The sequence below is a fragment of the Streptomyces sp. S.PB5 genome (assembly GCF_030403745.1).
In the GTDB taxonomy this organism is placed as follows: Bacteria; Actinomycetota; Actinomycetes; order Streptomycetales; family Streptomycetaceae; genus Streptomyces.
The window spans coordinates 135,529-159,951 of record NZ_JAQMWP010000013.1 but is presented as its reverse complement, the minus strand read 5'-3'; the positions used below and the strand labels follow the sequence as shown (position 1 = coordinate 159,951).

21 protein-coding genes are annotated in these 24,423 nt (G+C 70.8%); 11 read left to right on the top strand and 10 right to left on the bottom strand.

Annotated features, from left to right (window positions below; translation table 11 throughout):
* Nucleotides 1-25 precede the first annotated feature (25 nt).
* Nucleotides 26-889 carry an NUDIX hydrolase gene (locus PH203_RS31425; protein WP_289924193.1) on the top strand — a complete coding sequence of 288 codons (864 nt, stop codon included), beginning with the start codon at nt 26-28 and terminating at the stop codon, nt 887-889.
* A gap of 34 nt (nt 890-923) precedes the next feature.
* Complete coding sequence (locus tag PH203_RS31420; RefSeq protein WP_289924192.1) at nt 924-1,754, top strand: MBL fold metallo-hydrolase; 831 nt, start codon at nt 924-926, stop codon at nt 1,752-1,754.
* A 38-nt stretch (nt 1,755-1,792) separates the two neighbouring features.
* Here PH203_RS31420 and PH203_RS31415 read toward each other — a convergent pair whose 3' ends face one another.
* The gene (locus tag PH203_RS31415; RefSeq protein WP_289924190.1) at nt 1,793-2,674 is read right to left on the bottom strand and encodes a nucleotidyltransferase domain-containing protein; all 882 of its coding nucleotides are present in this window, start codon (nt 2,672-2,674) and stop codon (nt 1,793-1,795) included.
* 102 nt (nt 2,675-2,776) lie between these two features.
* Complete coding sequence (locus PH203_RS31410) at nt 2,777-3,451, bottom strand: Crp/Fnr family transcriptional regulator (RefSeq protein WP_266824125.1); 675 nt, start codon at nt 3,449-3,451, stop codon at nt 2,777-2,779.
* A 276-nt stretch (nt 3,452-3,727) separates the two neighbouring features.
* Between PH203_RS31410 and nth the strand changes: the two genes are divergently transcribed.
* The 3 genes from nth to PH203_RS31395 all read left to right on the top strand — a co-directional run bounded on the left by nth (nt 3,728) and on the right by PH203_RS31395 (nt 7,211).
* A complete protein-coding gene (gene nth / locus PH203_RS31405; protein ID WP_289924187.1) occupies nt 3,728-4,678 on the top strand; it encodes an endonuclease III in 951 nt (316 codons plus the stop codon).
* A 595-nt stretch (nt 4,679-5,273) separates the two neighbouring features.
* Nucleotides 5,274-5,963, top strand: coding sequence for a CoA pyrophosphatase (locus PH203_RS31400; protein ID WP_289924186.1), 690 nt, complete (start codon nt 5,274-5,276; stop codon nt 5,961-5,963).
* Nucleotides 5,964-6,011: 48 nt separating this feature from the next.
* Nucleotides 6,012-7,211, top strand: coding sequence for a MarP family serine protease (locus PH203_RS31395; protein ID WP_289924185.1), 1,200 nt, complete (start codon nt 6,012-6,014; stop codon nt 7,209-7,211).
* A 40-nt stretch (nt 7,212-7,251) separates the two neighbouring features.
* Here PH203_RS31395 and PH203_RS31390 read toward each other — a convergent pair whose 3' ends face one another.
* The 5 genes from PH203_RS31390 to acs form a co-directional block, all read right to left on the bottom strand.
* Nucleotides 7,252-7,431, bottom strand: a complete 180-nt coding sequence (locus tag PH203_RS31390; RefSeq protein ID WP_289924184.1) for a hypothetical protein — start codon at nt 7,429-7,431, stop codon at nt 7,252-7,254.
* Between the two features lie 127 nt (nt 7,432-7,558).
* A complete protein-coding gene (locus PH203_RS31385; protein WP_289924183.1) occupies nt 7,559-8,500 on the bottom strand; it encodes an alpha/beta hydrolase in 942 nt (313 codons plus the stop codon).
* A complete protein-coding gene (locus PH203_RS31380) occupies nt 8,497-8,985 on the bottom strand; it encodes a phage holin family protein (RefSeq protein WP_289924181.1) in 489 nt (162 codons plus the stop codon). The genes PH203_RS31385 and PH203_RS31380 overlap by 4 nt, the downstream gene beginning before the upstream one ends.
* 93 nt (nt 8,986-9,078) lie before the next feature.
* The gene (gene nhaA / locus PH203_RS31375; RefSeq protein ID WP_289924180.1) at nt 9,079-10,515 is read right to left on the bottom strand and encodes a Na+/H+ antiporter NhaA; all 1,437 of its coding nucleotides are present in this window, start codon (nt 10,513-10,515) and stop codon (nt 9,079-9,081) included.
* Nucleotides 10,516-10,670: 155 nt separating this feature from the next.
* Nucleotides 10,671-12,629, bottom strand: a complete 1,959-nt coding sequence (acs, locus tag PH203_RS31370) for an acetate--CoA ligase (protein WP_289924179.1) — start codon at nt 12,627-12,629, stop codon at nt 10,671-10,673.
* 255 nt (nt 12,630-12,884) lie between these two features.
* On the opposite strand from acs, the gene PH203_RS31365 reads away from it, so the two are divergent.
* On the top strand, nt 12,885-13,520 hold the full coding sequence (locus PH203_RS31365; protein ID WP_289924178.1) for an RNA polymerase sigma factor: 636 nt from the start codon (nt 12,885-12,887) through the stop codon (nt 13,518-13,520).
* A 2-nt stretch (nt 13,521-13,522) separates the two neighbouring features.
* Nucleotides 13,523-14,113 carry a hypothetical protein gene (locus PH203_RS31360; RefSeq protein ID WP_289924176.1) on the top strand — a complete coding sequence of 197 codons (591 nt, stop codon included), beginning with the start codon at nt 13,523-13,525 and terminating at the stop codon, nt 14,111-14,113.
* 63 nt (nt 14,114-14,176) lie between these two features.
* On the opposite strand, the gene PH203_RS31355 is transcribed toward PH203_RS31360, so the two are convergent.
* The gene (locus PH203_RS31355) at nt 14,177-16,726 is read right to left on the bottom strand and encodes a SulP family inorganic anion transporter (protein ID WP_289924175.1); all 2,550 of its coding nucleotides are present in this window, start codon (nt 16,724-16,726) and stop codon (nt 14,177-14,179) included.
* Nucleotides 16,727-17,025: 299 nt separating this feature from the next.
* Here PH203_RS31355 and PH203_RS31350 point away from each other — a divergent pair, with 299 nt between their 5' ends.
* Nucleotides 17,026-18,297 carry a hypothetical protein gene (locus PH203_RS31350; RefSeq protein ID WP_289924173.1) on the top strand — a complete coding sequence of 424 codons (1,272 nt, stop codon included), beginning with the start codon at nt 17,026-17,028 and terminating at the stop codon, nt 18,295-18,297.
* Between the two features lie 14 nt (nt 18,298-18,311).
* On the opposite strand, the gene PH203_RS31345 is transcribed toward PH203_RS31350, so the two are convergent.
* Nucleotides 18,312-19,292, bottom strand: a complete 981-nt coding sequence (locus PH203_RS31345) for an ATP-binding protein (RefSeq protein WP_289924172.1) — start codon at nt 19,290-19,292, stop codon at nt 18,312-18,314.
* A 101-nt stretch (nt 19,293-19,393) separates the two neighbouring features.
* Between PH203_RS31345 and PH203_RS31340 the strand changes: the two genes are divergently transcribed.
* On the top strand, nt 19,394-20,218 hold the full coding sequence (locus PH203_RS31340) for an oxidoreductase (protein ID WP_289924169.1): 825 nt from the start codon (nt 19,394-19,396) through the stop codon (nt 20,216-20,218).
* Between the two features lie 357 nt (nt 20,219-20,575).
* Here the strand turns inward: PH203_RS31340 and PH203_RS31335 are convergent, their stop codons facing one another.
* Nucleotides 20,576-21,409, bottom strand: a complete 834-nt coding sequence (locus PH203_RS31335) for an HAD family hydrolase (RefSeq protein WP_289924167.1) — start codon at nt 21,407-21,409, stop codon at nt 20,576-20,578.
* 585 nt (nt 21,410-21,994) lie between these two features.
* On the opposite strand from PH203_RS31335, the gene ssd reads away from it, so the two are divergent.
* Both ssd and PH203_RS31325 read left to right on the top strand, forming a co-directional pair.
* Nucleotides 21,995-23,101: a septum site-determining protein Ssd gene (gene ssd, locus PH203_RS31330; RefSeq protein ID WP_289924166.1), complete on the top strand. Its 1,107-nt coding sequence runs from the start codon at nt 21,995-21,997 to the stop codon at nt 23,099-23,101.
* The gene (locus tag PH203_RS31325; RefSeq protein ID WP_289924165.1) at nt 23,098-24,405 is read left to right on the top strand and encodes a TadA family conjugal transfer-associated ATPase; all 1,308 of its coding nucleotides are present in this window, start codon (nt 23,098-23,100) and stop codon (nt 24,403-24,405) included. Before ssd ends, PH203_RS31325 begins: the two co-directional genes overlap by 4 nt.
* Nucleotides 24,406-24,423: the final 18 nt, after the last annotated feature.

The window sequence follows — 24,423 nt, the reverse complement described above, 5'->3', positions numbered from 1 at the left end:
GCGCACCACGGGATAGCCTCCGCCCATGGCGAAGTGGTTTCCGCAGGACTGGCCGGAACGCATCCGTGCGCTCGCCGAGGGCACGCTCACCCCGGTCGTCCCCAAGCGCGCGGCGACCGTGATGCTCCTGAAGGACACCGACGCCGGCCCCTTCGTGCACATGCTGCGCAGACGCGCCTCCATGGCCTTCGCCGGAGGCGCGTACGCGTATCCGGGCGGCGGTGTGGACCCCCGCGACGACGACCACCAGATCCGCTGGGCGGGCCCCACGCGCGCGTGGTGGGCGAAGCGGCTCGGTGTCGACGAGGCGGAGGCCCAGGCGATCGTCTGCGCGGCCGTACGCGAGACGTACGAGGAGGCGGGCGTCCTGCTCGCCGGTCCGGCCCCGGACTCGGTCGTCGGCGACACCACGGGCGCGGACTGGGAGACGGATCGCGAGGCCCTGGTCGCCCGGGACCTGTCCTTCGCCGAGTTCCTGGAGCGCCGCGGCCTGGTCCTGCGCTCGGACCTGCTGGGCGCCTGGACCCGCTGGATCACCCCAGAGTTCGAGTCCCGACGCTACGACACCTGGTTCTTCGTGGCCGCACTCCCGGCCGGGCAGCGCACCCGCAACGCCTCCACGGAGGCGGACCGGACGGTGTGGATCCGGCCGGAGGACGCGGCGTCGTCGTACGACAAGGGCGAGCTGCTGATGATGCCGCCCACGATCGCGACCCTGCGCCAGCTGACGCCGTACGACACGGCCGCCGACGCCCTGGCCGCCGCCCCCGGCCGCGACCTGACCCCGGTCCTCGCTCGGGCCCGCCTGGACGGCGACGAGATCGTGCTGTCCTGGCCGGGGCACGACGAGTTCACGAAGCACATCCCGACCGGTGGAGCCACGGCATGACGGCGCGGTCGACGCCGCCAGAAGGAGCCCTCGTATGACCGACGCCGCAGCCCTTCCCGGCCAGCCGAGGGGCGGGGTGCTCTCGGGCCCCGCCACCCCGCGCGCGGTCAACGTCCTCGCGCCCAACGCGTCCGCCATGACCCTGGACGGCACCAACACCTGGATCCTCGCCGAACCCGACTCCGAACTGGCCGTGGTGGTCGACCCGGGACCGCTGGACGAGGGGCATCTGCAGAACGTCCTCGACACCGCCGAGAAGGCCGGCAAGCGCATCGCCCTCACTCTGCTGACGCACGGTCACCCGGACCACGCCGAGGGCGCCGTCCGCTTCGCGGAGCTGACCGGTACGAGGGTGCGGGCGCTGGACCCGGCGCTGCGGCTGGGCGACGAGGGTCTTGCCGCCGGGCACGTGGTCAGGGTCGGCGGCCTTGAGCTGATCGTCGTACCGACGCCCGGGCATACCTCGGACTCCCTGTGCTTCCACCTCCCGGCCGATCAGGCGGTCCTGACGGGCGACACGATCCTCGGCCGCGGTACGACGGTCGTGGCGCACCCGGACGGCCGCCTGGGCGACTATCTGGACTCCCTGCGGCGCCTGAGGTCCCTCACGGTCGACGACGGCGTCCACACGGTCCTCCCGGGCCACGGGCCGGTCCTTGAGGACGCCCAGGGGGCGGTGGAGTTCTATCTCGCCCACCGCGCCCATCGGCTCGCCCAGGTGGAGACGGCGGTCGAGGACGGCTACCGGACGCCGGGCGAGATCGTGGCCCATGTGTACGCGGATGTGGACCGGTCGCTGTGGCCGGCGGCCGAGCTGTCGGTCCGGGCGCAGCTGGAGTATCTGGAGGAGCACGGACTGATCTGAGCCAGGGCCGGCTGTCCACGGGCGCGGGCCGCGTACGGCTACTCCGGCCGCGGCGCCTTCACCCCGTGCACGCGCGCGTACTCCTCCGCCAGCCATGGCCCGAGATCGTCGACGTACGACATGAGCACATCCCGGTCACCCTTCGGACTGCCGTCGCTCGGACCCTCCCCGCCCGGTCCGTCCCCGCCAAGTCGGTCCCCCCTCGGCTCGGCCCCGCGCACCGCCGCCGCCCGCATCTGCTCGGCCCGCTCGGGGTAGTACGCGCCGAACGTCTCCGCCATCTCCGTCAGATCGCTCGTCCAGCCGTTCCAGCGGGGCATGACGAGGGTGAAGCCGGTGCGGACGAGACGGCGGGACGTGGCACGCACGAGGGACCGCAGGGCCTCCTCGGAGTCGCCGGCCGCCGCGATCCGCTCGCGCCAGCGCGGCAGCAGCAGGGCGAGGTCGCCGTTGGTCTCGCGCGCGAGGTGCGCGTCGGGGCGGTAGCGCGGGAGGTACTCCGCGAGGTCGTCGCCGAGGAGCGGGGTGCACAGACAGGCCACGAACCAGCCGAGGTCGTACGTCTCCGGCTCGCTCAGGAGCCGTGCGCGGCCGTACAGCAGCGTCCCGGCCCCGTCGATCTCCGGGAACTCCTTGTCCAGCTGGGTGTCGAGCGCCCGCGCTGCCTCCCGGTCCGACTCCGTCGGCTCCTCGTGCAGTGCGACGAGGAGATCGAGGTCGCTGTGTCCCACGCGCGCGGTGCCGCGTGGAATCGAGCCGTAGAGGTACGCGCTGTGCAGCCGTGCCCCGAACACGTCCAGCAGCCGGTCCCGTGCCACGGCGACGACGGGACGGAAGGCGTGCGGCACGCGCGCGAGGGAGCCCTCACGCTCGATGTAGCCCTGCGGGTCGAGACCTCTGGAGGGCACATTTTGAGACATGGGTTAACTACAGCAGCCCGTCCGGCGTTTGAGGACGAGGCCGCTTAGGCCGAAAGCGGGGGACCGGGGGCGGGGGACCGGGGACGGCAGCCCCCGGAACGGTCACCGCGAACGCTTCGCCAGGCGCTCGACGTCCAGCAGGATCACCGCACGCGCCTCCAGGCGGAGCCAGCCGCGCTGGGCGAAGTCGGCGAGGGCCTTGTTGACCGTCTCGCGGGAGGCGCCGACCAGTTGGGCGAGCTCTTCCTGCGTGAGGTCGTGGACGACGTGGATGCCTTCCTCGGACTGCACGCCGAAGCGGCGGGAGAGGTCGAGCAGGGCGCGCGCGACACGGCCCGGGACGTCGGAGAAGACCAGGTCGGACATCTGGTCGTTGGTCTTGCGCAACCGGCGGGCGACGGCGCGCAGGAGGGCGGTGGCGACCTCCGGGCGGACGTTCAGCCAGGGCTGGAGGTCGCCGTGGCCGAGGCCGAGCAGCTTGACCTCGGTCAGCGCGGTGGCGGTCGCCGTGCGCGGGCCCGGGTCGAAGAGGGACAGCTCACCGATCAGCTCGCCGGGGCCGACGACGGCGAGCATGTTCTCGCGGCCGTCGGGGGAGGTGCGGTGGAGCTTGACCTTGCCCTCGGTGACGACGTAGAGCCGGTCGCCCGGGTCGCCCTCGTGGAACAGGGAGTCGCCACGGGCGAGGGTCACCTCACTCATGGAGGCGCGCAGTTCCGCGGACTGCTCGTCGTCGAGTGCCGCGAAGAGCGGGTTGCGCCGCAGAACGTCGTCCACGAGTTCTCTCCTTGTCGACCTGCTCAGGGGATCTTGCTCCCCCTTGGTACCAGGGGACCGTGTTCCCCATTTTGCCGGACGGTCCAAACAGTGTGATCTGTCACAAGGATGCCGCACACGTGTCCCGAGGTAAGCGGCAGGGGTCCAATCGGGGGCCGATCTCCCGGGTCCGGGGCGATTGTCGGTGTCGGGCTTTAGGCTGGCCGGGTGTCCAAATCGCCGGTGAGAGCACAGGCCAAGGGGGCTGGGCGGGTGGTTGTACGTCGGGATTCCGCTGTGGGCGAACAGGTCTCCGGTGGCGGAAAGAAAACGGCAAAAGCAGCAAAAGGGGCGCCTGAGGTCGTGAAGAAGGCCGCGGCCAAGAAGGCGCCCGCGAAGAAGGCCCCGGTGAAGAAGGTCCCGGTCAAGAAGGCCGCCGCTCCGGCGAAGAAGGTGGCCGTCAAGCCCGTGAAGGCCGAGTCGCCCACCGCCCTCGTCCGCCGCGCCCGCCGGATCAACCGCGAACTCGCGGAGGTGTATCCGTACGCCCACCCCGAGTTGGACTTCGAGAACCCCTTCCAGCTCGTCGTCGCCACGGTCCTCTCCGCCCAGACCACCGACCTGAGGGTGAATCAGACGACCCCAGGGCTCTTCGCCAAGTACCCGACCCCCGAGGACCTGGCCGCCGCCAACCCCGAGGAGGTCGAGGAGATCCTCCGCCCGACCGGCTTCTTCCGGGCCAAGACCAAGTCGGTCATAGGGCTGTCGAAGGCGCTGGTCGAGCAGTTCGGCGGCGAGGTCCCGGGCCGCCTTGAGGACCTGGTCAAGCTGCCCGGTGTGGGCCGCAAGACGGCGTTCGTCGTCCTCGGCAACGCCTTCGGGCGCCCCGGCATCACCGTCGACACCCACTTCCAGCGCCTCGTACGCCGCTGGCAGTGGACCGCGGAGACGGACCCCGACAAGATCGAGGCCGCGATCGGCGCGCTCTTCCCCAAGAGCGACTGGACCGATCTCTCCCACCACGTCATCTGGCACGGCCGCCGCATCTGCCACGCCCGCAAGCCGGCCTGTGGCGCCTGCCCCATCGCCCCGCTCTGCCCGGCCTACGGCGAGGGCGAGACCGACCCGGAGAAGGCGACGAAGCTCCTGAAGTACGAGAAGGGCGGCTTCCCGGGCCAGCGTCTGAACCCTCCGCAGGCGTATCTGGACGCGGGCGGCAAGGCGGCGCCGCCGCTGGGGGCCGGATGAGGAGCGGCAGCTGGGGCGCGCTCCCGGTGCGGGGACGGACGGGGCTGCGGATCGGGGTCGGGGGGATCGGCCGGATGGCTGGCGACGTCGGCCGGGTGCGGGTGCGGGTGCGGGTGCGGGTGCCGGTGTCGGTGTCGGGGTGCTTGCGGACCGTGGTGCCGGAGTGCGTCCGGGCGGTCGGCGGCATGGTCCGGGAGCGGGCGGCGACGGCCGGCGGCGTGGGCACTGTGGCGCCGGGCTGCGTGCGGACAGTGGCTCCGGGGTGCGTCCGGGCAGCGGTCTCTCCCCGATCCGCGGCCCTCGCCCAGCCCTCAACCCTCGCTTGGCCCTCGGCCGCCCAGCTCCCGACCCGCGCCCTGCTCTCGACCCCCGCTGTGCTCCCGGCCCGCGCCCTGCTCTCGCCCCCCGCTGGGCTCCCGGCCGCACAGCTCTCGACCCTCGCCCGGCCCTCGGTCGCCCAGCCCTCAACCCCCGCCCAGCCCTCGGCTCCCCCCATCCCCACCCCCGCCCCAGCCCGGTCGGCGAACCCTCCGGCGTTGCTTCAGGAACGATCTCGGTCCGGCCAGGCGTTGGACTCGGAAGGACGGGGGTGGCGATGACGCGCGCGAGCAAGGCTCAGGACGTGACGCTCAGCAAGGAGGGTCTGCCGGAGTGGCTGGACCCGGTGGTGCATGCCGTGGAGACGGTGGAGCCGTTGCAGCTGAGCCGGTTCCTGCCGCCGGCGAACGGGGCGGGGCGGCAGTCGGCCGTACTCGTCCTCTTCGGGGAGGGCGAGCGCGGCCCCGAGCTGCTGCTCATGGAGCGGGCGAGTTCGCTGAGGTCGCATGCCGGGCAGCCCTCGTTCCCCGGCGGTGCTCTCGACCCCGAGGACGGTGACCCGAAGGCCGACGGCCCGCTCAGGGCCGCTCTCCGTGAGGCCGAGGAGGAGACCGGGCTGGATCCGGCGGGCGTACAGCTCTTCGGGGTGCTGCCCAAGCTGTACATCCCGGTCAGCGGGTTCGTCGTCACCCCGGTCCTCGGCTGGTGGCGCGAGCCGACGCCCGTCGGTGTCGTCGATCCCAACGAGACCGCCCGCGTCTTCACCGTGCCCGTGTCGGATCTCACGAATCCCGACAACCGGGCCACAACCGTCCACCCCAGCGGCCACCGAGGCCCGGCATTCCTGGTCGAATCGGCCCTGGTCTGGGGTTTCACGGCCGGAATCATCGACCGACTGCTGCACTACTCGGGCTGGGAGCACCCCTGGGACCGGGACAGGCAGGTCCCACTCGACTGGCGGTCATGACAGGGTGTCCGACGTGTTGTGTCGTGTGATGAGGCGAGGCCTGAACCGGTGAACGTGCTGGACATCCTGTTGCTGGTCGCCGCCGTGTGGTTCGCGATCGTCGGCTACCGCCAGGGCTTCGTCGTCGGCATCCTGTCGGTGATCGGCTTCATGGGCGGCGGCCTGGTCGCCGTATACCTGCTGCCGGTCATCTGGGACGCCCTGACCGACAACTCCGAGGTCAGCACGACCGCCGCCGTTGTCGCGGTCGTCGTCGTCATCGTCTGCGCCTCCGTCGGCCAGGCCCTGACCACGCATCTCGGCAACAAGCTGCGCCGCTACATCACCTGGTCCCCGGCCCGCGCCCTGGACGCCACCGGCGGCGCCCTCGTCAACGTCGTCGCGATGCTTCTCGTGGCGTGGCTGATCGGCTCCGCCCTCGCCGGCACCACTCTGCCCACGCTGGGCAAGGAGGTCCGCAACTCCAAGGTGCTGCTGGGGGTTTCACGGGCCCTGCCCGACCAGGCCGACACCTGGTTCGCGGACTTCTCCTCGGTCCTCGCGCAGAACGGCTTCCCGCAGGTCTTCAGTCCGTTCTCCAACGAGCCGATCAACGAGGTCAAGCCGCCCGACCCGGCGCTCGCGAGCAGCCCGGTCGCCACCCGCGCGAAGGCGTCCATCGTCAAGGTCATGGGCACCGCCCAGAGTTGCGGCAAGGTCCTCGAAGGCACCGGCTTCGTCTTCGGCGAGCGCCGCGTCATGACCAACGCGCATGTCGTCGGCGGCGTCGACGAGCCCACCGTCCAGATCGGCGGCGAGGGCAAGAAGTACGACGCGACGGTCGTCCTCTACGACTGGGAGCGCGACATCGCCGTACTGGACGTGCCCGACCTGAGGGCACCCGCCCTCGAGTTCACGTCCACGGACGCCAAGAGCGGCGACGACGCGATCGTCGCGGGCTTCCCGGAGAACGGCGCGTACGACGTCCGGGCCGCGCGCGTGCGCAGCCGCATCCCGGCCAACGGTCCGGACATCTACCACCGCGGCACCGTGCACCGCGATGTGTACTCCCTCTTCACGACCGTCCGACAGGGCAACTCCGGCGGCCCGCTGCTCACGCCCGAAGGCGAGGTCTACGGCGTCGTGTTCGCGAAGTCGCTCGACGACGCCGACACCGGGTACGCGCTGACCGTGGACGAGATCCAGGAGGACATCGTCAAGGGGCGCACCGCGAACCAGCAGGTGGACAGCGACAGCTGCGCGCTGTGAGGCCCGCTCGCAAAAAAAGGGTTCTTAAGAGGAAGGCGCGTCAGCCTCGAGGATGACGCAGGCGCACCGAGACCCAGCGGGCCCGGCGGCGCAGGATGCGCGGAATGCCCACTCGGAGGTCCGTGCCCTGCATCTGCGGGGCCCCTCCTTGGTGGGGGCTCAGACCGTGGCCCGAGCGGCGAGTGCGTGCTGCGTCACTGTAGTCGTGCGTCCAGCCCATACCCCGACGTGTGCCCCTGCCCCAAGGTCGATAACCACCCCCAGGGCCCCCAATTGGCCTATGCGCCGGGCAATTGGCTGTTCGTAGGACAGGCGTTCAGGTCCGGATACCGGGCGCGTCCGGACGGTCACCGATCGGGCTCGGGGTCTTTCAGCCAATTGACCAGTTCTGTCGTGAAAGCGACCGGGTCTTCCTCGTGGGGGAAGTGCCCGAGTCCGTCGAACAGCCGCCAGCGGTACGGCGCTTCGACGTACTCCCCGGATCCCGCCGCACTCCTGGTCCGCATGACCGGGTCCAGCGAGCCGTGCAGATGCAGCGTCGGCACCCGCACCGGCCGCTTCATGCGCCGGTTGAACTGGATGCCGTCCGGGCGGGCCAGCGAGCGCACCATCCAGCGGTACGGCTCGATCGAGCAGTGTGCCGTAGACGGGATGCACATCGCGCGGCGGTACGTCTCCACCGTGTCGTCCTCCGGCAGCACCGGCCCGGACCAGTCCCGGATCAGCCGGGCGACCAGCGCGCCGTCGTCCGCGGTGAGCTGCCGCTCCGGGATCCAGGGGCGCTGAAACCCCCAGATGTAGGAACCGGCGCGCGTCTGCTTGACGTCCGAGAGCATCGCCGAGCGCCAGCGCCGCGGATGCGGCATCGAGGCCACCGCGAGCCGCCGTACCAGCTTCGGGCGCATCGCAGCCGCCGTCCAGGCGAGGTATCCGCCCAGGTCATGGCCGACCAGCGCGGCGTCCGGCTCGCCGAGGGAGCGGATCACGCCGGTGATGTCGAGGGCGAGGTTGGCGGGGTCGTAGCCGCGCGGGGTGCGGTCGCTGCCGCCGACGCCGCGCAGGTCCATGGCGGCGGCCCGGAACCCGGCGTCGGCGAGCGCGGGCAGCTGGTGCCGCCACGTCCACCAGAACTGCGGGAAGCCGTGCAGCAGCAGGACCAGCGGCCCGTCGCCCATCTCGGCGATGTGGAAGCGGGCGCCGTTGGCGGCCACCTCGCGGTGGGTCACCTGTCTCCCGCCGGGCAGCGTGTCCGGTCGTACTATCGAGGCAGGTGTGGCGGGGTCCGTCATGACGACGAGCGTGCCACAGCTTCGATGGCCTCCGGGACGCGGTCCGCCGCCAGCTCGGGCCGCGGGTGCGGCTTGGCCTTCTGCAGGACGCTCGCCGTCTCCTTCATCGACGCGGCCGTCTTCTGTGCGCCGCCGCTCTGCTTCGCCTTCTTCGCGAAGACCACGCCGATCAGCGCGAGGAGGCCCGCGACGAGCACGTTCGCCGCGAAGGACAGCAGGAAGCAGACCGCCATGTTCCAGTCGCTCCAGGTGCGGATGCCGTACGCCAGGGCGAAGTTCAGCATCGGCAGGGAGAACACCAGCACCGCGCCGGCCACCATGAACGCGCCGCCGCTGGTCGCGCCGCGCTTCACGTCCCGCTTGAGCTGCGCCTTGGCCAGCGCGATCTCGTCGTGCACCAGTGCGGACATCTCGGTCGTCGCCGAGGCGAACAACTGGCCGATACTGCGTTCGGCGCCGACCGGGCTGCCGTCGGGTGCGCTCATCGCGTTCTCCCTGAATCTGCCGAGTGCGTGACTGGAAATCTCCCGGTACGGAAATCTCCGGTGCGGAGAAGTCTTTTGTACCGTCCCGTCAGATCATGCCCGACGGTTGTCCTTCCCGCCTGCCCCGCCCGCCACTTCGGCAAGCCCCTGTCGCTCGGCCGCCTTGAGTTCGGCGATCCGGCGGTGCTCGGCGGCCTTGTTGTCGTAGATGGCGGCCATCCGGAGGTGGTACTCCGGCTCGTCCTCCTCGTAGATGTCCGGGATGCCGTCGAGGTCGTCGTCGCGGTTCTCGGCCTCGCACATCCGGCGGTACTTGCCGTTCCTTATCTTCAGCAGCACCGTGGCCAGGGTCGCCGCGATGAGGGAGCCGATCAGGACGGCCGCCTTGACCTCGTCGGTCAGTACCGCGTCCCCGTCGAAGGCCAGTTCGCCGATCAGCAGCGACACCGTGAACCCGATGCCGGCCAGGGTCGCCACCGCGAAGACGTCCGCCCATTCGAGGTCGTCGCTGAGCGAGGCCCGGGTGAAGCGCGCAGTCAGCCAGGTCCCGCCGAAGATGCCGAGCGCCTTGCCGATGACCAGCCCGAGGACGACTCCGAGCGTCTCCGGCTTGGTGAATACGTCGCCCAGGGCGCCCCCGGACACCGACACACCGGCGCTGAACAGCGCGAACAGCGGAACGGCCAGCCCCGCCGAGAGCGGCCGCACGAGGTGCTCGATGTGCTCGCCGGGCGAGTGCTCCTCGCCCTCGCGCGGCGTGCAGCGCAGCATCAGGCCCATCGCGACGCCCGCGATCGTGGCGTGGACGCCGCTGTTGTACATCAGCCCCCAGATGACGAGCGCCAGCGGCACGTACACGTACCAGCCGCGTACGCCCTTCCGCAGCAGCAGCCAGAAGACGACCAGGCCGACCACCGCGCCGCCGAGGGCCGCGAAGTCGATGTCGGAGGTGAAGAAGACCGCGATGATCAGGATCGCGAAGAGGTCGTCGACGACGGCGAGGGTGAGCAGGAAGGCGCGCAGGGCGCTGGGGAGCGACGTACCGATGACCGCGAGGACGGCGAGCGCGAAGGCGATGTCGGTGGCGGTCGGGACCGCCCAGCCGTCGAGCGATCCACCGCCGCTGAGGTTGGTGAGGGTGTAGACGAGGGCCGGTACGGCCATGCCGCACAGGGCTGCCACGACCGGGAGGGCGGCTGCCTTGGGGTCCTTGAGGTCACCGGCGACCAGCTCGCGCTTGAGTTCGATGCCGGCGACGAAGAAGAAGACCGCGAGGAGGCCGTCGGCCGCCCAGTGCGCGATCGAGAGGTCCAGGCCGAGGGAGCCGGGGCCGAGGTGGAAGTGGCTGACGCGCTCGTAGCTGTCGTGGAGCGCGGGGACGTTCGCCCAGATCAGCGCGGCGACGGCGGCGACGAGGAGCAGGACACCACCGACGGTCTCGGTGCGCAGCGCGTCCGCGACGAAGGTCCGCTCGGGCAGGGAGAGCCGTCCGAAGACCTTGCGGGAGCTGGGGGTGCGGGGCGCGGCCATCGGGAGGACCTCCGGTCGGTGGGTAGGACTGAGTCGCTCGCCGACCAGACTTCCCGGCACACCTGTGGAGTCACGCTAGTTTTGTTTAGTTTACCTAAAAGGGGTGCCCGGCGCGTTCTCGCGCCGGGCACCCCTTCCGAAACGGGCTCGGTGACTCAGTCCTCGCTGGGCGCCGCCGGGAGCTTCGCCTGGATGAGATCCATGACCGTGGAGTCGGTCAGGGTCGTGACATCACCCAGCTGACGGTTCTCCGCGACGTCCCGCAGCAGCCGGCGCATGATCTTGCCGGAGCGGGTCTTCGGCAGCTCGGCCACCGGCAGGATCCGCTTGGGCTTGGCGATCGGGCCGAGGGTGGCGCCGACGTGGTTGCGCAGGTCGTTGACGAGGCTCTCGTCCTCGGCGTTGGCCGTGCCGCGCAGGATCACGAAGGCGACGATGGCCTGCCCGGTCGTCTCGTCGGCGGCACCGACGACGGCGGCCTCGGCGACGGAGGGGTGGGAGACGAGCGCCGACTCGACCTCGGTGGTGGAGATGTTGTGCCCGGAGACGAGCATGACGTCGTCCACGCGCCCGAGGAGCCAGATGTCCCCGTCGTCGTCCTTCTTCGCCCCGTCACCGGCGAAGTACTTGCCCTCGAAGCGCGACCAGTACGTGTCGAGGAACCGCTGGTCGTCGCCCCAGATGGTGCGCAGCATCGACGGCCACGGCTCGGTGAGGACCAGGTAACCGCCGCCACCATTCGGCACTTCGTTCGCCTCGTCGTCGACGACGGTCGCGGAGATGCCGGGCAGCGGGGTCTGCGCGGAACCGGGCTTGGTCTCCGTCACACCCGGCAGCGGCGAGATCATCATCGCGCCGGTCTCGGTCTGCCACCAGGTGTCCACGATCGGCGTGACGTCGGCGCCGATGTGCTTGCGGTACCAGATCCAGGCCTCGGGGTTGATGGGCTCACCGACGGAACCGAGGACGCGCAACGACGACAGGTCGAACTTCGCGGGGATGTCGTCGCCCCACTTCATGAACGTACGAATGGCGGTGGGCGCCGTGTACAGGATGGTCACCCCGTACTTCTGCACGATCTCCCAGAACCGCCCCTGGTGCGGGGTGTCGGGCGTGCCCTCGTACATGACCTGCGTGGCGCCGTTCGCGAGCGGGCCGTAGACGATGTACGAGTGCCCGGTGACCCAGCCGACGTCGGCCGTGCACCAGTAGACGTCGGTCTCCGGCTTGAGGTCGAAGACGGCGTGGTGGGTGTACGACGCCTGGGTGAGGTAGCCGCCGGAGGTGTGCAGGATGCCCTTCGGCTTACCCGTCGTACCGGACGTGTAGAGGATGAAGAGCGGCTGCTCCGCCTCGAACGGCTCGGGGGTGTGCTCGGCCGGCTGGCGGTCGACGATCTCGTGCCACCACACGTCACGGCTGTCGTTCCAGGCGACGTCCTGGCCGGTACGGCGGACCACGAGCACGTGTTCGACGTTGCCCGCCTTGTCGGCGGCCTCGTCGACGGCCGGCTTGAGCGCGGACGGCTTGCCGCGGCGGTAACCGCCGTCGGAGGTGATGACGACCTTGGCGTCGGCGTCCTGGATACGGGTGGCGAGCGCGTCCGCGGAGAACCCGCCGAAGACGACCGAGTGCGCGGCGCCGATCCGGGCGCAGGCCAGCATCGCGATCGCCGTCTCCGGGATCATCGGCATGTAGACGGCGACCCGGTCGCCCTTCTGGACCCCCAGCTCCAGCAGGGCGTTCGCGGCCTTGGAGACCTCGTCCTTGAGCTCGGCGTAGGTGATCGCGCGGCTGTCGCCGGGCTCCCCCTCGAAGTGGATGGCGACCCGGTCGCCGTTCCCGGCCTCGACATGCCGGTCGACGCAGTTGTACGCGACATTGAGCTCGCCGTCCTTGAACCACTTGGCGAACGGCGGGTTCGACCAGTCCAGCGTCTCCGTCGGCTCCTTGGCCCAGCTCAGCCGGCGGGCCTGCTCGGCCCAGAAACCGAGCCGGTCAGCCTTGGCCTGTTCATACGCCTCGGCCGTGACGTTGGCGTTCGCGGCCAGGTCAGCGGGCGGCGCGAAGCGTCGCTCCTCCTTCAAGAGGTTGGCCAGGCTCTCGTTGCTCACGACATCTCCCTTTCCCAGGGTGTCCGTTGTGTCCCAGGCCACAGCTCATCAGACCGAAGCCCGGCTGACAAGGGCCGATGGAAAATTGGTTTAGACCTATTGGCGGTCTCGTGGGGACTTTCTCGTACGTCGGCTTCGGCGGCCGGAGTCACACGTACTCACGGACGCCGACCAGGCAGAGTTCATGGTCTGTAACGCCTCTCACACTCCGGCCCAAGTACGGGTGTAACGCCACCGACGAGAAGGGAGTTCCGAGTGGAAGGCATACGGGGCGGGCCGCAGGCCGTGGTCCGCGACCCTGAGCTCTTCGAGGAGTTCTACCGGCGCCATGTGGACGCCATGACGTCTTTCGTGGCCCGGCGTGTCGCGGACCCGCACACGGTCGCCGACCTCACCGCCGAGATCTTCCTCGCGGTCCTCGACTCCGCCCACACCTACCGCCCGGGACGGGGCAGCGAGACGGCCTGGCTGTACGGCATCGCCCGCAACGTCGTCGCGGGGGAGCACCGCCGGGTGGCCCGCGAGACGGCACGCGACCGCCGTATCTCGGGCCGACGGCTCCTGGAGCCCGACGACATCGCCCGCCTGGAGGACAAACTCGACGCGGAGAGCCCCGGCCGCCACGCCCTCGCCGCCCTGGAACGGCTCCCCGCGGGGGAGCGAGCCGTCCTGGAACTGATCGCGGTCGACCAGCTGACGGTCTCCGAGGCCGCCGCGGCACTGGGCATCACCCAGGTCACCGCGCGCGTACGGCTGCACCGGGCGCGCAAGTCGCTGCGCGCGGAGGCGGGTTCGGAGGCGGGTTCGGCGGCGCTGGTCCGGGGCGGCGCCGAGCTGCCGTACGTCACTGGAGAACTCGAGGTCGCCCGAGGCAATGGGGGAGGGGCATGACCATGAAGACGACGTTCGAGGACCGACTGCTCGCGGAGCTGCGAGGTGAGATCGAACGCCGGGAGGCCGACACCCAGGCTCCCGCCGCCCCGGCTCCCGCCGCCCCGGCTCCCGCCGCCCGGCGCCGCCTGGTCACGGGCCGCCGACTCACCCTCGCGGCCGCGACCTGCGCGCTGGCCGGACTCGCGGTGGTGCTGGTCCCGGGTTCACCGGCCGACTCACCGGCGTACGCGGTGGAGCGGAAGGGCGACGGCACCGTCATGCTCACGGTGAAGGATCAGGACATCGACGTAGAGGCCCAGCGCCAACTCGCGCGGAAACTGAGCCTCTACGGCATTGAGGTGGACATCCAGGTGCTCCGCCCCGGCTACGTCTGTGAGGGCGACACGGTGCTGTGGGCGGTGAAGCGGGAGGGCGGAGTCACGCCCCTCTATGTCCTGCAGTGGAACAAGGAGACCACCCTGCGCCGAGGCAATGTGCTGGTCTTCGTGAACACCAATGCGGGGGACAAGCCGCACAAGGTCGACGTCTACCCGTCGCAGGACGACGTCGAGCCCTGCGTCCAGGTGAAGCCGACGCCGAACCGGTCCTAGCGGTCCTGCGGGTGGTGTGCGGCCCCTTGCGGGAAAGGGGCCGCACACCGCGTGAACCCGGCCTCAGGCCGACAGGTCGGCCGACTCCACATCCACGTGGTCGAACAGCTCGTCCCCGCTCACCCCGGTCAGCAGATACGCCTGCGCCTCGCCCACGTGGAAGTACATCCCGTGCAGCTCCAACTCCCGCTTCCGCAGCGCCCGGGCCACGGACTCGTGCGCACGCAGGTGCTCCAACTGCTGGACCACGTTGGTCAGACAGAGCTGCTCGACCGCGTCCGCGGGCGCCCGGCCGGCGAGTCTGGCCCAGGGCCGGCTGTCGTCGGCCATGCGCTCCAGGCTCGGCAGCCCGTGCCGCAGCCACCGCTTGAGCGGCGTCCGGGTGCCACCGGGCTCGGAGTTGAGCAGCGCCTGCATGGCCCCGCACCCCGAGTGTCCGCACACCGTGATGGAGCGCACCTTCAGCACGTCCACGGCGTACTCGATCGCGGCCGCGACCGAGTCGTCGCCGCTCTCCTCGCCGGGCAGCGGCACGAGGTTGCCCACGTTGCGCACCACGAACAGGTCGCCCGGACCACTGGAGGTGATCATCGAGGTGACCAGACGTGAGTCGGCACAGGTCAGGAAGAGCTGCACCGGACGCTGCCCCTCCCGGGCCAGCCGGGCCAGCTCTCCCCGCACCAGGGGAGCGGTGTTGCGCTGGAACGCGCTGATGCCGCGCGCCAGTTCATGCCCGCTGGGGGTGGCGGGGCCGGTGCCGATGCCGGTGCCGCCCGAGCCGTCCGTCCCGCTGGAGTGGGCGGGGTCGCCGGGGTTGCCGGACTCGCCCGGGTGTCCGCCGGGTGCCGGCGCGGACCGCGGGTCCTCGCACTGGTGATTGCGCCACGGTGTCCAGGGGCTGCAGCGGCAACCGGCGGGGGTGGCGGGGTCGGTGGAGCCGGCCTCCTTCCCGGCGCGGCTGCCTGCGACGTCGGTGCCGGCGCCGGACCCGAACCGGGACCCGGACTCGGACTCGGCGTGGGCGTGAGAGTGAGCGTCGGTGTGGGCGACCTCGCCGGGCTCGGCGATCCGCACCCCGGCCCGGCGGCCGGTCAGTTCCACGGTGCCGCCCTGCGCGGTGTGCGTGTTCTGCCAGTCCTGCAGTGCCTCGTACGCCGCGTGGTCCATGAAGGAGCCGTCCAACTCGACGACGACATAGGTGCCTTGGGGCACGAGATGCAGGGCACGGCTGAGCCGGGGCACCGCGAGGAACGTCAACTGCCCTCGTACGTGTACGTGATGGACTCCTTCCTTCTCGTCATGGGTGATACGGGTGCGGGCGACGCGGTGCAGGGCGACGCCGACGGCCACGGCGATGCCGAGCATGACGCCCGCCAGGACGCCGAGGAACACCACGCCGAGGGTGGTGACGGCGTAGACCAGGACCTCTCGGTGGCGGGTCACCGTGCGAATGTGGTGCAGGGACACCATCTGGATGCCGACGGCCATCACCAGGGCGGCGAGCGAGGCGAGGGGGATGAGATCCAGGAGCGGGACCATGAGCAGCGCGGCGATCACTACGAGAACGCCGTGCAGCATCGTGGAGTTCCGGCTCACGGCACCTGCGTGCACATTCGCCGCGCTGCGGACGGCGACCCCGGCGACCGGGAGCCCGCCGAGCGAGCCGGAGACGATGTTGGCGGTGCCCTGGCCGAGCAGTTCGCGGTCCAGGTTGGAGCGGCCGACCTGGGCGGTCAGGCCCGGTCGGGCGGCGGCCATCTTGTCCACGGCGACCGCGCCGAGCAGCGACTGCACGCTGCACACCAGCGTCGTGGTCAGCACGGCGGCGACGATTCCGAGCACGGGCCCTTCGGGGAGTCCGGCCAGGGCGTGACTGCTCCAGGAGGGCAGGTCGACCCTGGGCAGCGTCAGTCCGGCGAGGGCCGCGGCCGCGCTGGCTCCGGTGACGGCGACGAGCGCGGCCGGGACCTTGCGCAGCAGTTGGCCGGCCCGGCCGGGGATGCGCGGCCAGAGCAGTAGCAGGGCCAGCGTCAGCGCGCTCACCGACACGGCGGCGGGGTGCACCTCGGCCAACTGGTGGGGCAGCGCCCGGAGGTTGGCCAGGACGGAGCTCTGCGGAGTGCCGCCGAGGACGATGTGCAGCTGGGCGACGGCGATGGTGACGCCGATGCCGGCGAGCATGCCGTGCACGATGGCGGGGCTGACGGCGAGTGTGGTGCGGGCCACGCGCAGGCAGCCGAGGCCGAGTTGGGCGAGGCCGGCGAGGACGGTGATGGCGCACGTCGTACGCCAGCCGTAGCGGTGGATCAGGTCGGCGGTGACGACCGTGAGTCCGGCCGCCGGGCCGCTCACCTGGAGCGGGGAGCCGCCCAGCCGGCCGACGACGAGTCCTCCCACGGCGGCGGCGACGAGGCCGGCCTGGAGGGGCGCGCCGGTGGCGAGGGCGATGCCGAGGGACAGGGGCAGGGCGATCAGGAAGACCGCGATCGAGGCCGACACGTCGGCGCCCGCGATACGGAAGCGGCGGGGGCCGGAGGGCGGCGGGCTGTGGGGTCGGTGGATGCGCTTCATACGAGTCGAATCGGTGGCGCGGGTGGGTGCGCAGGCGGACATGTTTCCCGTCTCCTCCGGGGCAGCGCGGTCGCGGATCTGGTGGTCCCCCGTCTGGTGCGGGGGGTCGGTCGCGGCCGTGGGTCACGGCGTTCAAGCGGCGGGATGAATCAACGCTCGGTAAACGGATCGTAATTCAGAGTAAAGGACAGGCATAGACTTTCCTGGCAAATGGGCGAATAAGTCACTCATCAGGGTGATGCGGATATTTCATCGGCTTGTCCTACTAATTCCTTCCGGGTCCCGTGCGAGCTTGGCGGCGCTGTTCTTGGCCCCGAGAGAAGGAAGTAGGTGGGCGGAACATGGCCGCCACCCAGAGGATCGCCGCGGGCGCCGTGGTCGCCGCGGTCTGTGCCGCATCACTCGCCGGTTGCGCGATCGGAACCGATGGCGCCGAGAAGGGAGTCCCGGGACCCCAGAAGGCGAAGCCGGCCCAGGCGCCGCCCAAGAGCGCGGTCCGCCTGATCGGCGACGGTTCCACCGCCTACACCGGGGCGCAGCCGCACCTGCCCAGACCGGAGCGCATGAAGCCCGGTCAGAAGCCCCCGCAGTTCGTGGTGTTCTCCTGGGACGGCGCCGGAGAGGACGGCCAGAAGCTGTTCTCCCACTTCCGCAAGGTCGCCAAGGCGAACAATGCGACCATGACGTACTTCCTCAGCGGCGTGTACATGCTCCCCGAGGGGAAGCGCGACCTCTACCGGCCCCCGCAGCACTCCCCGGGCCGCTCCGATATCGGCTTCAACGACGAGGAGGGCATCGCCGAGACCGTGAAGCAGCTGCGCGGGGCGTGGCTGGAGGGCAGCGAGATCGGCACCCACTTCAACGGCCACTTCTGCGGCAGCGGCGGCGGGGTCGGCCAGTGGTCGGTCGAGGAGTGGAAGGACGAGATCTCCCAGGCGAAGCAGTTCGTGAAGTCCTGGAAGACCAACACCGGCATGCAGAACGCGGCGCCACTGCCCTTCGACTACGACAAGGAGCTCATCGGCGCCCGCACCCCGTGCCTGGAGGGCCAGAAGAACTTCATGAAGGCCGCCCGCGAACTGGGCTTCCGCTACGACACCAGCGGCGTCAACAACCAGGTCTGGCCGAAGAAGAAGGAAGGCCTGTGGGACCTGTCGATGCAGCTCGTGCCGTTCGTCGGCCGCTCCTTCGAGCAGCTGACGATGGACTACAACTTCGCCGTGAACCAGTCCGGCACGATGTACGGCGACCCGAACAAGCACGAGTTCTGGGGCGACCAGATGCGTGACAGCCTGCTCAAGGGCTTCCAGCGAGCCTACGACGGCAACCGTGCGCCCCTGATCATCGGCAACCACTTCGAGTCCTGGAACGGCGGCACCTACATGCGCGCCGTCGAGGAGACCATCGAGCGTGTCTGCAACAAGCCCGACGTGCGCTGCGTCTCCTTCCGCCAGCTCGCCGACTGGCTGGACGCCCAGGACCCGAAGGCCCTGGCCAAGCTGCGGACCCTCGGCGTCGGCCAGGCCCCGAAGCAGAGCTGGGCGTCCTTCCTCTCCGACCGCCCCGCCCCGGCCCCGAAGGGGGTACCGGGAGCACCGGCGGCCAAGCAGTAGTCGTACGGCGGCCGTCAGGCGTTCGCCGCCACGCTCTCGCTCAGTACGAACCCGGGGTCGACCTGCGCCGCGAGGTCGGTCCCGGTGCGCTCGTTGCCCCACGACTGGGCGTTCTTGAGATGGAAGTGCACCATCTGCCGCGTGTAGGACTCCCAGTCGCGCAGCTGGTAGGTCGCCTCGACGGCGGTCTGCAACCGGCGCAGGGCGCGGCGGTTGACGTCCTCCAGGAGCTCGAACCGGGGCGGCCGGCCCTTCTCCATGGCGCGCACCCAGTCCGAGTGCCCGACCGTCACCAGCAGGTCGTCCCCGACCTCGGCGCGGAGGAAGTCGAGGTCGTCCTGGCCCTGCACCTTGTTGCCGATGACCTTCAGGACGACGCCGAAGTCGCGGGCGTACTCCTTGTACTGGCGATAGACGGAGACCCCCTTCCGGGTCGGCTCGGCGACGAGGAACGTGATGTCGAAGCGGGTGAACATGCCGGAGGCGAAGGAGTCCGAGCCGGCGGTCATGTCCACCACGACGTACTCGTCCCGCCCGTCCACCAGGTGGTTCAGGCAGAGCTCCACCGCTCCTGTCTTGGAGTGGTAGCAGGCGACCCCCAGGTCGGCGTCCGTGAAGGGGCCGGTGACCATCAAACGGACGGCGCCGCCGTCGAGTTCCACCGGCCGCGCGCAGGCGTCGTACACCGGATTGTCCTCGCGCACCCGCAGCAGCCGGGAGCCGTCGCCGGGCGGGGTCGTCTTGATCATCGTCTCGGCGGAGGCGATGCGCGGGTTGGTGCCGCGCAGGTGGTCCTTGATCAGCGACAGCCGCTCTCCCATGGCGGGCAGCGCCGCGGCCTCCGCCTCATCGAGGCCGAGGGCGGCGCCCAGGTGCTGGTTGATGTCGGCGTCGACGGCGATCACCGGTGCGCCGGTGGTGGCGAGATGGCGGATGAACAGGGAGGACAGGGTGGTCTTGCCGCTGCCGCCCTTCCCGACGAAAGCAATTTTCATGTTCACGAAGGGTAGTGGCGCGATGGCTGTACGTGGCAGGCGTGCGTGAAGAAGACCACTCCTTCGTGGGGTGCGGGCCGCGGTTGCGTAATGTCGTACTCATGAGTACGACAGGCGCGACCGCCGATCCGCTCGCGGCCCTGGGCTCGCTGCCCGGTGTGGCCGACTCCGTGGAGTCCGTGCGCAAGGCCGTGGACCGGGTCTACGGGCACCGGATCATGCGGCGCCGCAGCACCGCGATCACTTCCGAGGCGGCCCTGCGCGGCGCCCGTGGCTCCGCGGCGCTGTCCGGCGCCGACTGGGCCCTCGAAGAGGTGCGCCGGCGCTCCGACTTCAGCGGCGACGACGAGGCGCGTGTCGTGGGCGCGGCCCTGCGGCTGACCGCCGAGGCGGGTCAACTGCTGTCCATCTGGCGGCAGTCGCCCCTGCGGGTGCTGGCCCGGCTGCACCTGGTGGCGGCCGCGACGAACGGCGACGAGGTCGGGCGTCCGCGCCAGGCGGGCGAGCCGGTCGACGAGCCGCTGATCGAGCTCGCGCTGCCGAGCGCGGGGGACGTGCACGGCCGGCTGGAGGGTCTGTCCGAGCTGGTCATCGCGGGCAGTTCCGCCCCCGCCCTGGTGACGGCGGCCGTCGTGCACGGCGAGATCCTCGCCCTGCGGCCCTTCACCTCCCACAATGGCCTCGTCGCACGTACGGCCGAACGCATCGTCCTGATCGGCAGCGGCCTGGACCCGAAGTCCATCTGTCCGGCGGAGGTCGGCCATGCCGAACTCGGGCGGGCGGCCTATCTGGCGGCGCTCGAGGGCTATGTCTCCGGGACTCCGGAGGGGATGGCCGCCTGGATCGACCACTGCGGCAAGGCGATCGTGCTCGGTGCGCGCGAGTCGACGGCGGTGTGCGAGGCGCTTCAGCGCGGGGCGGCGTAACGGTGTGAGAGGGCCCGGACAAAGGGTTGCGGCGGTACGAGGATTCGTACCGCCGCTGGCATTCTCACCTGGTTACCAAGCGTCCTCGATATGTTGCCCATCAGGTCGGGAACTTTGCCCGTCACCTGGTGCGGCTGGCCCGTAATCGACGGGTCGACGTCGCGTGGGTGCCTGGTGATCATGCGCGGTCCGTGGGGCCAAATGCGTTATTAAGGTGATCCTCTCGGATGTCCTTGGTCTCGCGGGCCGTTGAATCCTTTGTACTCCAGGACCCGGGCAAGCGGAAGCCCTGGCTGCAGTTCTTTACTTTTACTCTCAAACAGGTTCTAAACGGACAGCCGTCGGCCGGTCTGCACGTCAGAGAGCCGTCGCCCGGCGCCGACTTGCGTACCAGACGAGGCCCGCCGTGGCCGCCGCCGCTCCTATGGCCGCGGCCGCGACGAGCGCCGGACGCGACGGTGCGGAGAACGCGGGGAGCCGCTGCTTGAGCCGGACCGGCCGGTGGAAATCGAGAATCGGCCACCCGCGCGCGAGTGCCTCGCGGCGCAGCGTACGGTCCGGGTTCACGGCGTGGGGATGGCCGACGGACTGGAGCATCGGCAGATCGGTCGCCGAGTCGCTGTAGGCGTAACAGCGCTCCAGGTCGTATCCCTCGGACTCGGCCAGCTCCTTGATCGCCTCCGCCTTCGTCGGGCCGTAGGCGTAGTACTCCACCTCGCCGGTGTAGCAGCCGTCCTCGCCCACGACCATCCGGGTCGCCACCACCCGGTCCGCGCCCAGCAGTTCGCCGATCGGCTCGACCACCTCGGCGCCCGAGGTGGACACGATCACGACGTCGCGGCCGGCGATGTGGTGCTCCTCGATGAGGGAGGCGGCCTCGTCGTAGATGATCGGGTCGATCAGGTCGTGAAGGGTCTCGGCCACGATCTCCTTCACTTGTTGGACGTTCCAACCGCGCACGAGGGCCGAGAGGTACTCGCGGGTCCGTTCCATCTGGTCGTGGTCCATGCCGCCCACGAGGAAGACGAACTGGGCATATGCGGTACGCAAGGCGGCCCTGCGGTTGATCAGCCCGCCTTGGTAGAACGACTTGCTGAAGGTGAGCGTGCTCGACTTCGCAATGACCGTCTTGTCCAGGTCAAAGAAGGCCGCTGTGCGGGGCAAGGAGTGGTTTTCCACGACCCCGAGCATAGGCGCAGCCCATTCGGCGTAAGGTGGGGCGCGTGGGTTTGCCTGAGAGGGCTCTCGGGTACACCATGGAAGTCACGGATCGTTCGCGACCGTGCTAACCCGGTCCGGCTCCTCCCCCCCCCGAGTCGGCCGTGGAGACGACCCCCACTCTCCCCCCCGGTGGGGGTCGTCGCATGTCCGGGTGGGTTTTCCTCTTCCTTTCATCTCCCTGTGCGGCGCTGTGCCCGCGTCGAGGCGGCTGAGGCCGTCCCTTCCGTATGCCCATGATCCGTCACTGTGCGTAGCTGTCGCACTGCTCTGCGGAAGTCGCACAGGCGGCAGTACAGGACACACTGGTATGGGTGACGGCGATATTCACAACCACTGAGTTGTCCACAGTTTTTGACCAAGATCCACACGATTTCCGGGATCGCTGCACCGTGATTCCAGCGCGGCCCGCCGACGGCCACTTGTTGGCCGGATCCGGTTAGCCGGCCGCGTTTGGCCGGTTCGTATCGGCCGTTCATATGGAGGCCGGTTGCCGGTTCTTCACACGTTTGGGAATCGCGGGGCCCTCGGGGCCCGCGCGAGAAGCAGCGAAGGGGGATGGAAATCGTGGCCGCAGCCGTCACACACGATCCGCCGTCCGCCGCCGGAGGGCGGCAGGGCGGACCGTTGATCGTCACCGAGGACCCGGTGCTTCTGGACGACCTGCTGCGCCTGTGCGCGGCGGCAGGCGCCACCCCGGAGGTCCATCCGGGGATGCCGGAACCGAGAGGCCGCTGGGACGCCGCACCGCTCGTCCTGGTCGGCGACGACGCCGTCCGCCGGGTGCGGGGAGCGGGCCGCCGGGGCCAAGTCGTGCTCGTCGGGCGGGACCAGGACGACTCCGGGGTCTGGCGCCGGGCCGTCGAGATCGGCGCCGACCATGTCCTGATGCTGCCCGACGGTGAGCAGTGGCTCGTCGACCGCATCGCCGACGTCGCCGAGGGCATCGGCCGGCCCGCCCTCACCGTCGGCGTCATCGGCGGCCGGGGCGGCGCCGGGGCCTCCACGCTCGCGTGCGCCCTCGCCGTCACCTCCGCGCGGGAGGGACTGCGCACCCTGCTCGTGGACGCCGATCCCCTGGGCGGCGGACTCGACGTACTCCTCGGCGGCGAGACCGCCGAGGGACTGCGCTGGCCCGCGTTCGCCGCCTCGCGCGGCCGCGTCGGCGGCGGCGCCCTGGAGGAGTCCCTGCCCGAACTGCACTCCCTGCGGGTCCTGAGCTGGGACCGCGGCGACTGCGTCGCCGTCCCTCCCCAGGCCGTCCGCGCGGTGCTCGCCGCGGCCCGCCGCCGGGGCGGCACGGTCGTCGTCGACCTGCCCCGCCGCATCGACGACGGCGTCGCCGAGACCCTCGCCCAGCTCGACCTCGGCATCCTCGTCGTCCCCGCCGAACTCCGTGCCCTCGCGGCGGCCGGACGAGTGGCCTCCGCGGTCGGCATGGTCGTACGCGATCTGCGCGTCGCGGTACGCGGGCCCTACGCACCCGGACTCGACGACCGCGAGGTGGCCCGGCTGCTCGGCCTGCCGCTGGTGGGCGAGGTGCCCGTGGAGGCCGGGCTGCTGCGGCCGCACGAGAGCAGGACACCGCCGGGGGCGGCCGGGCGGGGTCCGTTGGCGCGGTTCTGCAAGGGCTTCTGGGAGCGGGCGCTGGTGGAGGCGGCATGAGGCGGGGAGTGATGTTCGAGCGGGAGGGCACGCGGGCCGTGCCCGCAAGAAGCGTCCGTGCCGTGGACAGCCGCGCCGACCTGTCCCCGACGCTGCTGGACGGTGTACGGCAGTGGCTGGCCGAGAGCGGTGCCGAGCCGACGCCCGCGCGGGTCGCGCAGGCCTTGCGGGAGCAGGGGCGGGTGCTCGGGGACGCCGAAGTCCTCGGGGCGGCCGATCGGTTGCGTTCCGAGCTGGTCGGCAGTGGGCCGCTGGAGCCGCTGCTCGCCGACCCGTCCGTGACGGACGTCCTGGTGTCGGCGCCGGACCGGGTCTGGGTGGACCGGGGCGGTGGGCTGGAGCTGACGACGGTGTCCTTCCCCGATGCCGCCGCCGTACGACGGCTCGCGCAGCGGCTGGCCGCGGTGGCCGGACGGCGGCTGGACGACGCGCGGCCCTGGGTGGACGCCCGGCTGCCCGACGGGACCCGGCTGCACGCGGTGCTGCCGCCGGTCGCCGTCGACTGCACCTGTCTGTCGCTGCGGGTCGTACGGCCGCGCGCGTTCACGCTCGACGAGCTGGTGGCGGCGGGCACGGTGCCGCCGGGCGGGGACCGGGTGCTGCGGGCGTTGATGGAGGCGCGGCTGTCGTATCTCGTCAGCGGAGGGACGGGAAGCGGCAAGACCACGTTGCTGAGTGCCTTGTTGGGGCTTGTCGGACCTGACGAACGGATCGTGCTCGCCGAGGACTCCGCGGAGCTGCGGCCCGATCACCCGCACGTCGTACGGCTGGAGAGCAGACCCGCCAACCAGGAGGGTGCGGGGCTCGTCACGCTCCAGGACCTGGTCCGGCAGGCGCTGCGGATGCGGCCGGACCGGCTGGTGGTCGGGGAGGTGCGCGGGCCTGAAGTGGTGCATCTGCTGGCTGCCTTGAACACGGGACATGAGGGCGGCTGCGGGACGGTCCACGCGAACGCGGCCGCCGATGTGCCGGCCCGGCTGGAGGCGCTGGGGACGGCCGCCGGGCTCGACCGGACCGCCCTGCACAGCCAGTTGGCGGCGGCGCTCTCGGTGGTCCTGCATCTCGCCCGGGACCGGAGCGGGCGGCGGCGGATCGCCGAGGTGCATGTGTTGGAGCGGGAACCGTCGGGGCTGGTGCGGACGGTGCCGGCGCTGCGGTGGGGTGCGGAGGGCTTCGCGTACGAGCGGGGGTGGGAGCGGCTGCGAGGGCTGCTCGGGCCTCGATGGGCAGCGGGCTGTGCGGTGGCGAGGGGAGCCGGGGTCATGAGTGACCGAGGTGCCGGGGGACGGGAGGACATGGGGTGATCGGCGTGAGCGGAGGGT

What these genes read in the sequence shown, in the direction of transcription:
- PH203_RS31425 (WP_289924193.1), top strand. Translation starts at nt 26, where the DNA reads ATGGCGAAGTGGTTTCCGCAGGACTGGCCGGAACGCATCCGTGCGCTC.
- PH203_RS31420 (WP_289924192.1), top strand. Translation starts at nt 924, where the DNA reads ATGACCGACGCCGCAGCCCTTCCCGGCCAGCCGAGGGGCGGGGTGCTC.
- PH203_RS31415 (WP_289924190.1), bottom strand. Translation starts at nt 2,674, where the DNA reads ATGTCTCAAAATGTGCCCTCCAGAGGTCTCGACCCGCAGGGCTACATC.
- PH203_RS31400 (WP_289924186.1), top strand. Translation starts at nt 5,274, where the DNA reads ATGACGCGCGCGAGCAAGGCTCAGGACGTGACGCTCAGCAAGGAGGGT.
- PH203_RS31390 (WP_289924184.1), bottom strand. Translation starts at nt 7,431, where the DNA reads ATGGGCTGGACGCACGACTACAGTGACGCAGCACGCACTCGCCGCTCG.
- PH203_RS31385 (WP_289924183.1), bottom strand. Translation starts at nt 8,500, where the DNA reads ATGACGGACCCCGCCACACCTGCCTCGATAGTACGACCGGACACGCTG.
- PH203_RS31380 (WP_289924181.1), bottom strand. Translation starts at nt 8,985, where the DNA reads ATGAGCGCACCCGACGGCAGCCCGGTCGGCGCCGAACGCAGTATCGGC.
- nhaA (WP_289924180.1), bottom strand. Translation starts at nt 10,515, where the DNA reads ATGGCCGCGCCCCGCACCCCCAGCTCCCGCAAGGTCTTCGGACGGCTC.
- PH203_RS31360 (WP_289924176.1), top strand. Translation starts at nt 13,523, where the DNA reads ATGAAGACGACGTTCGAGGACCGACTGCTCGCGGAGCTGCGAGGTGAG.
- PH203_RS31355 (WP_289924175.1), bottom strand. Translation starts at nt 16,726, where the DNA reads ATGTCCGCCTGCGCACCCACCCGCGCCACCGATTCGACTCGTATGAAG.
- PH203_RS31350 (WP_289924173.1), top strand. Translation starts at nt 17,026, where the DNA reads ATGGCCGCCACCCAGAGGATCGCCGCGGGCGCCGTGGTCGCCGCGGTC.
- PH203_RS31345 (WP_289924172.1), bottom strand. Translation starts at nt 19,292, where the DNA reads ATGAAAATTGCTTTCGTCGGGAAGGGCGGCAGCGGCAAGACCACCCTG.
- PH203_RS31340 (WP_289924169.1), top strand. Translation starts at nt 19,394, where the DNA reads ATGAGTACGACAGGCGCGACCGCCGATCCGCTCGCGGCCCTGGGCTCG.
- PH203_RS31335 (WP_289924167.1), bottom strand. Translation starts at nt 21,409, where the DNA reads ATGCTCGGGGTCGTGGAAAACCACTCCTTGCCCCGCACAGCGGCCTTC.
- ssd (WP_289924166.1), top strand. Translation starts at nt 21,995, where the DNA reads ATGGAAATCGTGGCCGCAGCCGTCACACACGATCCGCCGTCCGCCGCC.
- PH203_RS31325 (WP_289924165.1), top strand. Translation starts at nt 23,098, where the DNA reads ATGAGGCGGGGAGTGATGTTCGAGCGGGAGGGCACGCGGGCCGTGCCC.